9 protein-coding genes and 1 pseudogene are annotated in these 9,085 nt (G+C 62.1%); 4 read left to right on the forward strand and 6 right to left on the reverse strand.

Going from position 1 to position 9,085, the window contains the following annotated elements; all coding sequences use genetic code 11:
- Position 1: 1 nt before the first annotated feature.
- Complete coding sequence (oadA, locus tag C8K66_RS20730; RefSeq protein WP_046381604.1) at positions 2 to 1,810, forward strand: sodium-extruding oxaloacetate decarboxylase subunit alpha; 1,809 nt, start codon at positions 2 to 4, stop codon at positions 1,808 to 1,810.
- 91 nt (positions 1,811 to 1,901) lie between these two features.
- On the opposite strand, the gene C8K66_RS20735 is transcribed toward oadA, so the two are convergent.
- Positions 1,902 to 3,194: an autotransporter domain-containing protein gene (locus tag C8K66_RS20735; protein ID WP_108525807.1), complete on the reverse strand. Its 1,293-nt coding sequence runs from the start codon at positions 3,192 to 3,194 to the stop codon at positions 1,902 to 1,904.
- 410 nt (positions 3,195 to 3,604) lie between these two features.
- Here C8K66_RS20735 and C8K66_RS20740 point away from each other — a divergent pair.
- Positions 3,605 to 3,817, forward strand: a pseudogene (locus tag C8K66_RS20740) (type II toxin-antitoxin system HipA family toxin); the annotation flags it as partial.
- Positions 3,814 to 4,095, forward strand: coding sequence for a helix-turn-helix domain-containing protein (locus C8K66_RS20745; RefSeq protein WP_017850027.1), 282 nt, complete (start codon positions 3,814 to 3,816; stop codon positions 4,093 to 4,095). The pseudogene C8K66_RS20740 and the gene C8K66_RS20745, both read left to right, overlap by 4 nt.
- 4 nt (positions 4,096 to 4,099) lie before the next feature.
- Here C8K66_RS20745 and C8K66_RS20750 read toward each other — a convergent pair whose 3' ends face one another.
- Together C8K66_RS20750 and C8K66_RS20755 are read right to left on the reverse strand one after the other, a co-directional pair.
- Positions 4,100 to 4,930, reverse strand: a complete 831-nt coding sequence (locus C8K66_RS20750; protein WP_017850026.1) for an amino acid ABC transporter permease — start codon at positions 4,928 to 4,930, stop codon at positions 4,100 to 4,102.
- Positions 4,927 to 5,748: an ABC transporter substrate-binding protein gene (locus C8K66_RS20755; RefSeq protein ID WP_017850025.1), complete on the reverse strand. Its 822-nt coding sequence runs from the start codon at positions 5,746 to 5,748 to the stop codon at positions 4,927 to 4,929. The genes C8K66_RS20750 and C8K66_RS20755 overlap by 4 nt, the downstream gene beginning before the upstream one ends.
- A gap of 114 nt (positions 5,749 to 5,862) precedes the next feature.
- Between C8K66_RS20755 and C8K66_RS20760 the strand changes: the two genes are divergently transcribed.
- Positions 5,863 to 6,765, forward strand: a complete 903-nt coding sequence (locus tag C8K66_RS20760) for a homocysteine S-methyltransferase family protein (RefSeq protein WP_026140405.1) — start codon at positions 5,863 to 5,865, stop codon at positions 6,763 to 6,765.
- A 551-nt stretch (positions 6,766 to 7,316) separates the two neighbouring features.
- On the opposite strand, the gene C8K66_RS20765 is transcribed toward C8K66_RS20760, so the two are convergent.
- The 3 genes from C8K66_RS20765 to C8K66_RS20775 are packed head-to-tail and all read right to left on the reverse strand — an operon-like array spanning position 7,317 to position 9,080.
- Positions 7,317 to 7,988 (reverse strand): GNAT family N-acetyltransferase, encoded by a 672-nt coding sequence (locus tag C8K66_RS20765; protein ID WP_017850023.1) that lies wholly within the window; start codon positions 7,986 to 7,988, stop codon positions 7,317 to 7,319.
- 10 nt (positions 7,989 to 7,998) lie between these two features.
- On the reverse strand, positions 7,999 to 8,445 hold the full coding sequence (locus C8K66_RS20770; protein ID WP_108525809.1) for a GNAT family N-acetyltransferase: 447 nt from the start codon (positions 8,443 to 8,445) through the stop codon (positions 7,999 to 8,001).
- Positions 8,442 to 9,080, reverse strand: a complete 639-nt coding sequence (locus C8K66_RS20775; RefSeq protein WP_108525811.1) for an FMN-binding negative transcriptional regulator — start codon at positions 9,078 to 9,080, stop codon at positions 8,442 to 8,444. The genes C8K66_RS20770 and C8K66_RS20775 overlap by 4 nt, the downstream gene beginning before the upstream one ends.
- Between the last annotated feature and the right edge of the window lie 5 nt (positions 9,081 to 9,085).

Below are 9,085 nucleotides of genomic sequence, written 5' to 3' on the forward strand. Positions count from 1 at the left end.
AATGAGCAAGAAGATCTTTGTCACCGACACCATCCTGCGCGACGCTCACCAATCGTTGCTGGCCACCCGCATGCGTACCGACGACATGCTGCCGATCTGCGACAAGCTCGACAAAGTCGGCTACTGGTCCCTGGAAGTCTGGGGCGGCGCGACCTTCGACGCCTGCGTGCGCTTTTTGAAAGAAGACCCGTGGGAGCGTCTGCGCAAATTGCGCGCTGCGTTGCCTAACACCCGCCTGCAAATGCTGCTGCGCGGCCAGAACCTGTTGGGCTATCGCCACTACAGCGACGACGTGGTCAAAGCCTTCGTCGCCAAGGCCGCCGTCAACGGTATTGACGTGTTCCGCATCTTCGACGCGATGAACGACGTGCGTAACCTGCGCGTGGCCATCGAAGCGGTCAAGGCCGCCGGCAAACACGCCCAGGGCACCATCGCCTACACCACCAGCCCGGTACACACCATCGACGCGTTTGTGGCCCAGGCCAAGCAAATGGAGTCCATGGGCTGCGACTCGGTGGCGATCAAGGACATGGCCGGCCTGCTCACGCCATACGCCACCGGCGAGCTGGTCAAGGCACTGAAAGCCGAGCAGAGCCTGCCGGTGTTCATCCACTCGCATGACACGGCGGGTTTGGCTGCGATGTGCCAACTCAAGGCCATCGAAAACGGTGCCGAGCACATCGATACCGCGATCTCCAGCTTCGCCTGGGGCACCAGCCACCCGGGCACCGAGTCGATGGTCGCCGCCCTTAAAGGCAGCGAATTCGACACCGGCCTCGACCTGGAACTGCTGCAGGAAATCGGCCTGTACTTCTACGCCGTGCGTAAGAAGTATCACCAGTTCGAAAGCGAATTCACCGCGGTCGACACGCGCGTGCAAGTCAACCAAGTGCCGGGCGGGATGATTTCCAACCTGGCCAACCAGCTCAAAGAGCAGGGCGCACTCAACCGCATGGGCGAAGTGCTGGCTGAAATTCCGCGGGTGCGTGAAGACTTGGGCTTCCCGCCGCTGGTCACCCCGACCTCGCAGATCGTCGGCACCCAGGCGTTCTTCAACGTGCTGGCCGGCGAGCGCTACAAGACCATCACCAACGAAGTGAAGCTCTACCTGCAAGGCGGCTACGGCAAAGCGCCGGGCACGGTGAACGGGCAACTGCGTCGCCAGGCCATCGGCAGCGAAGACGTGATCGACGTGCGCCCGGCCGACCTGCTCAAGCCGGAAATGAACAAGCTGCGCGGCGAAATCGGTGCGTTGGCCAAATCTGAAGAAGACGTGCTGACCTACGCCATGTTCCCGGACATTGGCCGCAAGTTCCTCGAAGAACGCGACGCCGGCACCCTGACTCCGGAAGTGTTGCTGCCGATCCCGGAAGCCGGCGGCGTGGCCCGTGCGGGTGGCGAAGGCGTACCGACCGAGTTCGTCATCGACGTCCACGGCGAAAGCTACCGCGTCGACATCACCGGTGTTGGCGTGAAAGCTGAAGGCAAGCGTCACTTCTACCTGTCCATCGACGGCATGCCCGAAGAAGTGGTGTTCGAACCGCTCAACGAGTTCGTCGGCGGTGGCGGCAGCAAGCGCAAGCAAGCCACCGAGCCAGGCCATGTGAGCACCACGATGCCGGGCAATATCGTCGACGTGCTGGTCAAGCCAGGCGACGTCGTCAAGGCCGGCCAGGCGGTGCTGATCACCGAAGCGATGAAGATGGAAACCGAAGTGCAGGCCGCGATTGCCGGCAAGGTGACCGCCGTTCATGTAGCCAAGGGCGACCGGGTGAACCCTGGCGAAATCCTGATTGAAATCGAAGGCTGATCCAGCCTTCGACACTACCGTTTAATCCTCGGGGGAGCAGGTGCTCCCCTTTTTTTTCGCCCGTAATTTGGCCGGCGCGCGCAGCGTGGGCTCAGAACCGCATTTGCCATTGGCCCATCAGGCCCTGGTTGCGGCTATGGTTGCCTGTTTCGCTGGCGTAGGTCAGGCCCACGGTGTGTTGCGGCGAGAGTGCGAGGTCCAGGCCGGCTCGGACGTTCAGGCTGTCGCGGTCCAGCGACGTGCCCTGGACAGTGAAGCTGTCAATCAGCCCCGGCGCAGCGCGAAAGGATTGACTGACCCGGCTGTCGACGTCGCCGTACAGGTGTTTCCAACTGGCGCTGAGGTGGGGGGCCAGACTCATCTGGTTATCGAACCGATACAGCGACGCCAGGCGAAGACCGAAGGTGCTGCTCAGGTTCTGTTGGTTTTGCGAGCCGACGTTCAGCGCGGTCAGGCCACCCCGCTCCTTGAAACCGTCGCGGTGATAGCGCTGGTAACCGAGGCCGGCGAAGGGTTCCACGCTCAAATCCGCAGTGCCCAATTGGTAGCCCATTTCGGAGAAGACGGTTTGGCTGTTGGCGTTGTAATTGGCCCTGAGCTGCTCGGTGTAATCGAGCAACTTGACGCTGCGCTTGTTCTGCCCGTCATGGCTGCTGTAGATCGCTCCCAGGCGCAGGGCCAACGGGCCGTCCTGCCGCACGGCATAGCTGCCCAGGTGCCAGCTGTCGAGGTCGGCGGAAAAACGCGCGGCGTCGAGGTGGCTGCTGGATTTGGCGCCCGTCACGCCGACACGCCAGGCATGGTCCAGCGCCCAGTCGGCCCCCAGCAACAGGCCTTGGGTGCCATGTTTCAGACCGGCACTGCCGCCTTTTTTGTCGAGCGTGCCGTCGTTGCCCAGGCTTTGCACCCAGAAGTGGCCAGCGTCGTCGGCGGGCAGGGTGCGCAGGATCGACAGCAGTTGGCTGCTCAGTTGCTGCGTGGTGTTCTGGGTCGCGGCGGCGAGGTTGGCGTTCTGGCTGGCGGCCAATTGCTCAAGGGCCGCGCCGATGCCGCCGGGCTGCTTGTCCAGCGCGTCGGCGAATTTTTCCAGGGCTTTGATCTGTTCGGAGGTCAGTTCGCCGGACTCCAGCAACTGAACCAGCGCAGGTTCCAGGGCCTTGGCGAGCTGCAGGCCATTGTGCGTGGTGGCGCGCTGAGTGAGGTAGCCGTCGATGGGTTCGGCTTTTTCAGACGCTGCGTCGGCCCACTCATTATCAAGCGCCTCATAGGGTTGGAAATGGTACGGCCGGTATTCGATATCGCCCCGCGCCTGGGCGTGTTGAAGGCTGGCGGCGCTGATCGCAAGCGCCATGACAAGTGCAAATCGTGGGGGTGTAAAGGGCATGTGATCCCAACCTCTGATGAATGAGGCCGGAAATTTAGCGAGATGGCGGGGCGATAACTGTCAGGCTATCGACCCCTGGTTTGCGGGAGTTGTCTGTAGTGCGGTGCGATTAAAAACGCATCGGGCTTTGTCCGCGACAGGATAAATGGCCATCTCATTTGCATTAAAATGCATTTTTAGATTAATTCTGGCGATACAAATGCATTTTAATGCGTAAATCTGGTCATCTGCTGAGCAGGAAATGCACTATATTGCAGTACGCGTCCCGAACATTGCTTGCCAGGTGCACTTAAATGCAGATGGAAACGACCTACTCTTTGATACTGCAGATTTTCACCGCTGGTCATTGGCGTGACGCTATGCGGTTGGAGTTCTCGGAGCCTGAAAAGGGTTTTGATGGACGTTGCAGGGCAGGTGATATCAATTGGCGAGGGGTCTGCGATGCACTGGCCGAGATTATTGACCCTGAGCAAAGTTTTGAGCGGCTGCGACAAGACGCCGAACACTTGCGAGCTCTGCCGGACATCTTGGCTGCAGGCGGTTTGCCAGCGGTCACCTTGAACCACCCCAGCGTCCCGTTGGGGAAACTGGACATGCGTCTGAAGCAATGGGGGCTGAAATGACCATTACCCTGGATGCCCGCGCCCTGTTAATCGAACGTGTCGAACAGGGGCTGGCTGATGGTTCCCTTGCAATTGGCGAAGCCGTGCGCCGCCTGCGCACCGAAGTCACTGGCCTGCACCAAAGCCAGTTCGCCAAGATGTGCAAGATTTCCGTGCGTACCCTGGTGCATATCGAACACGGCGAGGGCAATCAAACCCTGAAATCGCTGAACGCCGTGTTCCGCCCCTTTGGCTTACAGATGGGCGTGGTCAAGGTGCGTCGCGAGTGGGATGACTGAGTCCTCACCCCCGTCGCACATACCCCTTGCCGTAATGCCGCTCCATTCGCGCTTGGATCAGTTCCAGGCCGAGGGACATCACCCAGTAGATGATCGCCGCCGTGGTGAGCATTTCGATGTAGCGATAGCTGGAGCGGCCGTAGGATTGCGCGAGGAACATCACTTCCCACACGCCCATCACCGAGATCAGGGAGGAGTCCTTGAGCATCGAGATGAACTGGTTGGTGGCGGGCGGGACGATGGTACGCATGGCCTGGGGCAGGGTGACGTGCCAGAAGATCGCACTGTCGCGCATGCCCAGGGCCAGGGCGGCTTCCCGTTGGCCGTGGGGCACGCCGAGGATGCCGGCGCGGAAGATTTCGCTCAGGTAGGCGCCGTAGTTCAGCGACAGCGCGATGATCCCGGCGACGATGGCCCCCGGCACCAGGCCCAGTTGCGGCAGGCCCAGGTAGATCAGCAGGATCTGGATCAGCAGCGGTGTGCCACGGAAGAATGAGGCATAGAAACTCGCGACGCCAAAGGCCACCGCGCTTTTCGACAGGCGCCCCAGGGCGGTGATAAAGCCCAGTATCGATGACGCCACGATCGAGCACAGGCACAGGAACACCGTCAGCGCCGCGCCTTGCAGAAACCCGTTGGGCGCCAGATGCACGCCGACCAGATTGGGCAGCTTGTCGAGGATGATCGAGAACTTCAGGTCAAAGCTCAGGAAGAAGCTGGCGAACAGGCAGAACAGCGCGGCCCAGGTCAGGTACAGGCGCGTGCGAAAACCGAAGAATCGTTGTAGCCGCGACGCGCTGACCGGTGGTTTGGGTGGGGTGGGGAACGCGGTCATTGGCTGATGTCGGCGCCGATCCATTTTTGCGACAGCTTGCTCAAGGTGCCGTCCTGCTTCAACTGCGCGAAGACTTCACGCACTTTGCTGTCCCACTGCGGGTCGCCTTTTTCGATGGCCACCGAGTTGGGCTCGGCGTACAGCGCTTCGCCGGCCAGCTTGAAGCGCTTGTCCTGGCTCAGGCGCGGTTGGGCGGTGACCAGGTTGGTGAGGATCGCATCCAGGCGCACGCCGGCGCCCAGGCCCAGGTCCTGGAAGGCCACGTTGTCGGTGTCGTAGGGGGCAATCTGCACGTTCTCGAACGGGTACTGCAGTTGGGTGTCTTCGGCGCCTTCGATCACCAGGTTTTTGTTCAGGTAGCTCTCGTAGCTGGAGGCGCTGGTGAGGCCGACTTTCTTGCCGCTCAGGTCCTTGGCGCCGTGGATGCGCTCATCCTTGGCATTGACCACGATCACCGCAGGCGAGGCGTAGTACTCCACGGGGAAGTCGAACACTTCGGCGCGGGCCTTGCTTGGGGTCATCGAGCAGATGCAGATGTCGTAGCGCCCGCTCCAGCGGCCGGCGGCGATCACGTCCCAGGACGGGGTTTCCAGGCGCAGTTTGACCCCCAGTTTTTGCGCGACGGCCTTGGCCACGTCGACGTCGAAACCGTCGAGCTGGTTCTGCTCGTTGAGGAACGAGAAAGGCGGATAGCTCTCCATCAGCACGCCGACCAATTCGTGGTTTTGCTCAACCCGGTCCAGGGTTGCACCGCCGAAGGCTTGGGTGGAGGCAGCCAGCATGGTCAGGCCCAGGGCCAGTAGCGGTTTGAGTTTCAAGAGAGGCACCCGAATAAAAAAAGAAGTTGTTATGAAGCGAATTTACCGTATTAAATAGTTATAAGAGCGACTCTCATAGTGAGTTATTTTCATAAGCTTATGAGTAAAAAGCATATGGCCGCAGTACGCACAGTAATTCTCGATGGTGGCATGGGCCGCGAACTGCAACGTCGCGGCGCGCCGTTCCGACAGCCGGAGTGGTCGGCGCTGGCGTTGAGCGAAGCGCCGCAGGCGGTGGAAGCGGTACACGCGGCTTACATCCAGGCCGGTGCCGACGTGATCACCAGCAACAGCTATGCCGTCGTACCGTTTCATATCGGCGAAGCGCGGTTTGCCGCCGAGGGCCAGGCCCTGGCGGCGTTGGCCGGTGAATTGGCGCGGCGCGCGGTGGTGGCGTCCGGCCAAGCAGTGCGCGTGGCCGGTTCCCTGCCGCCGCTGTTCGGCTCGTATCGGCCTGACCTGTTCGAGGCCGACCGGGTCAGCGAACTGCTGACGCCCCTGGTGACCGGCCTGGCGCCTTATGTCGACCTATGGTTGGCAGAAACCCAGAGTTCGATCGTCGAGGCGCGGGCCATTCATGCCGGTCTGCCGGCGGACGGCAAACCGTTCTGGCTGTCGTTTACCCTGAAGGACGAAGACACCGACGAGGTGCCGCGCCTGCGTTCCGGCGAGCCGGTGGCCGAGGCGGCCGAAGCGGCTGCGCAACTGGGCGTGCAGGTGTTGTTGTTCAACTGCAGCCAGCCGGAGGTGATCGGCGCGGCGATTGATGCGGCCCGCCAGACCTTCGAGCGCCTGGGGGTGGCGATCCAGATCGGCGCCTATGCCAACGCCTTCCCGCCACAGCCCAAGGAGGCCACGGCCAACGACGGCCTCGACCCGTTGCGCGACGACCTCGACCCGCCGGGCTACCTGCAATGGGCTGCCGATTGGCAGAAGCGCGGCGCCAGCCATTTGGGCGGTTGCTGCGGGATCGGACCGGAGCATATTGCGGTGTTGGCCGAGCAGCTTGCCGACTGACACCCAGTGCGGATTGCACTGACGATCGAGTGTGGGAGGGAGCTTGCTCCCGTGGCGGCCTGTGGGCCGACCCTTCGCTCGGGTTGGAATGAGTACATATCCATTATTCAGGTGGCGGCCGCTATGGGTTCCGCCCTTACGGCGGCTCACTTTTGAAAAGCGCAAAAGTAAGCAAAACGCTCTTGCCCCACCACTCGGTGCCTCGCTTAGGCTCGGCATGCCCGAACGCAGGCTTGAATCCGTGGGCCGCCGTCATGGGCCATCCCTGGCCCAGGACGGCTAACCCGGCGTCCTGCCGGGTTGCCCACGGATTCAAGCCTGCGTTCGGCCAGCGTGGTTAACGGGGCGCCTAAGATCAAAATCAAAAACAGAGCAAAAGCAGAGCAACAGCAAAGCAACAGCTCGCGATACGACCGGGGTTTTCAGCGTCATCGGATGTGTAGATACCTACGCCGCGATAGCGGTAGACCAGTCGAAAATCAATCTCGACTGACCCACCGCCTCGCGGGCAAGCCCGCTCTCATATTCTGGTGCTGCGCTGTCTGTGGGATTTAGGCGCGGCACTCCGCCAGGCTTTTCAATTGGCCTGAACCTGCCTGATTGGCTTCCGACAGCCAGTGCTCAAACCCTGCCCCGATCGGCGGCCATTCCGAGTCCAGAATCGAATACCACGCCGTGTCCCGGTTCTGCCCCTTGACCACCATGTGCTGGCGGAACACCCCTTCAAAACTGAACCCCAGGCGCTCGGCGGCGTATTTGGAGCGGGCATTGCCGTTATTGCATTTCCACTCCAGGCGGCGGTAGCCCAGTTCGAAAGCATGCTTGGCCAACAGATACACGGCCTCGGTGCTTTTCGGCGAGCGCTGCATCGGCGCGCCGAAGGTGACGTGGCCGATTTCGATGCGCCCGTGGGCCGGGACGATGGACATCAGGCTGAGGATGCCCTGCACATCGCCGCTGGCGCGGTCGATCACGCTGAAGAAATACGGCTCGTTGTGCTGGGCATGGTTGTTCAGCCAGGCATCGAACGCGGTGCGGTCGCTGAACGGGCCATACGGCAAATAGTCCCACAGCTTGGGGTCGGCGCCGGGGCCTTCGAGGGCTTGCCACAGACCGTCGGCGTGGCGCGCCGGGTCGAGTTTTTCCAGGCGGATGAAACGCCCTTCGAGCAGTTGGACCGTGGGCGCCGGGGCACCTTGCCAGTCGGCGAGAGAGGTGGACATGCTGCGCTCCTTAAAGACCTTTGCAAAATTGGATGAAACCAGGGCGTTCGGCGATGCGTTCGTACAGTTGGATCGCGGTGGCATTGGTCTCGTGGGTCAGCCAATGGACCTCGCAGCAGCCGTCGGCTTTGGCCGTGGCATAGACGTGTTCGATCAATTTGCGGCCCACGCCGCCGCCGCGCTGGGCCGGCGCCACCAGCAGGTCTTGCAGGTAGCAGGAGTTTTCAATGCTCCAGTTGGAGCGATGGTAGATGAAGTTGACCATGCCTACCGCTTTGCCGTCCTGCCAGGCGAGCGCGGAGTGGGTCGGCTCATGGGCGTCGATCAGGCGTTGCCAGGTGCTCTGGCTGACGGCGTCTGGCAGTTCGGTGTTGTAGAACTGCAAGTACGCGTGCCACAGCGCCAGCCAGGCGGCGTGGTCTGCGGCGGTGACGGGGCGGATGTCGATCGGGCTCATTCTGGGGCTCCTTGGGGAATGAAACGGGCGAGGGTCTGGTCGCGCACGTCGAGGCTGGTGGCCAGCCCCTCGCGCACGCCCTGGATGTCGGCGGCACTGCGGTTCTGGCTGAGTTTGCGTTTGCCGATCAGACGTTCGATGGGCAAGGCGAAACCGACGATGGCCTTGAGCATGCCTTCAATGTAGTCGGCCGGGGCGTCGCTGACCTTCCAGGGCTGGGCGCGGCGGCCTTCGTGGCGGTCGGTGAGGGCGCTGACCACGCCGCGCAGGCGCTCGGCGTCGGTAAACACGTCGGCCGTGCCGTAGGCATGCACGGCCAGGTAGTTCCAGGTGGGCACCACTTTGCCGTGCTCGGCCTTGCTCGGGTAAAACGCCGGGCTGACATAGGCGTCGGCCCCGGCAAAGATCACCAGCGCTTCGCCGCCGTTCTGCAGGTCGTGCCACTGCGGGTTGGCCTTGGCCATGTGGCCGTAGAGCGTACCGTTCGGGCCTTCGTTGGGGTTGAGCAGCAGTGGCAGGTGGCTGGCTAGCAGGCCGTGTTCACCCACGGTCACCACCTGCGCCAGACGCGTGTGCTGGATCAGTTGCTGCAGTTCGGGCAAATCGTCGAGGGCAAAGGCGCGTGGTGTGTACATAAAAG

This window comes from Pseudomonas sp. GV105 (genome assembly GCF_003058185.1).
Taxonomy (GTDB): domain Bacteria; phylum Pseudomonadota; class Gammaproteobacteria; order Pseudomonadales; family Pseudomonadaceae; genus Aquipseudomonas; species Aquipseudomonas veronii.

Coding starts and splice junctions, on each gene's coding strand:
- oadA (WP_046381604.1), top strand. CDS start 2: ATGAGCAAGAAGATCTTTGTCACCGACACCATCCTGCGCGACGCTCAC.
- C8K66_RS20735 (WP_108525807.1), bottom strand. CDS start 3,194: ATGCCCTTTACACCCCCACGATTTGCACTTGTCATGGCGCTTGCGATC.
- C8K66_RS20745 (WP_017850027.1), top strand. CDS start 3,814: ATGACCATTACCCTGGATGCCCGCGCCCTGTTAATCGAACGTGTCGAA.
- C8K66_RS20750 (WP_017850026.1), bottom strand. CDS start 4,930: ATGACCGCGTTCCCCACCCCACCCAAACCACCGGTCAGCGCGTCGCGG.
- C8K66_RS20760 (WP_026140405.1), top strand. CDS start 5,863: ATGGCCGCAGTACGCACAGTAATTCTCGATGGTGGCATGGGCCGCGAA.
- C8K66_RS20765 (WP_017850023.1), bottom strand. CDS start 7,988: ATGTCCACCTCTCTCGCCGACTGGCAAGGTGCCCCGGCGCCCACGGTC.
- C8K66_RS20770 (WP_108525809.1), bottom strand. CDS start 8,445: ATGAGCCCGATCGACATCCGCCCCGTCACCGCCGCAGACCACGCCGCC.
- C8K66_RS20775 (WP_108525811.1), bottom strand. CDS start 9,080: ATGTACACACCACGCGCCTTTGCCCTCGACGATTTGCCCGAACTGCAG.